We start from the raw sequence: 230 nt of genomic DNA, 5'->3' as shown, positions 1-230 counted from the left end.
AGCACGCGTCGCAGGCGCCGATTGATCCACACCGTGCGAGCACGCGCGCCCTTGGCCTGCGCTGCGCGTAGCATGAACTGCTCACGCACCCGGCCCTCCTCATCGTACACGTCCCCGCGCTGCAGCGCTGCGAGCTCCTTGGCGCGCAGCCCTGCGTAGAAGCTGAACTGGATGATCGCGCGGTCACGCGTGCTGTGCCGACGCGTGCTGCACCACTGCAGGACCCGCTT

General features: G+C 68.7%; 1 protein-coding gene. It reads right to left on the bottom strand.

All coding sequences use genetic code 11. From position 1 onward, the window contains the following. The coding region (locus AB6A65_RS16585) for a tyrosine-type recombinase/integrase (protein ID WP_371039489.1) at positions 1 to 230 on the bottom strand (230 nt) is incomplete at both ends.

This window comes from Rhodosalinus sp. FB01, assembly GCF_041365715.1.
Lineage (GTDB): Bacteria > Pseudomonadota > Alphaproteobacteria > Rhodobacterales > Rhodobacteraceae > Rhodosalinus.
This window is presented reverse-complemented; position numbering and strand designations above follow the sequence as displayed.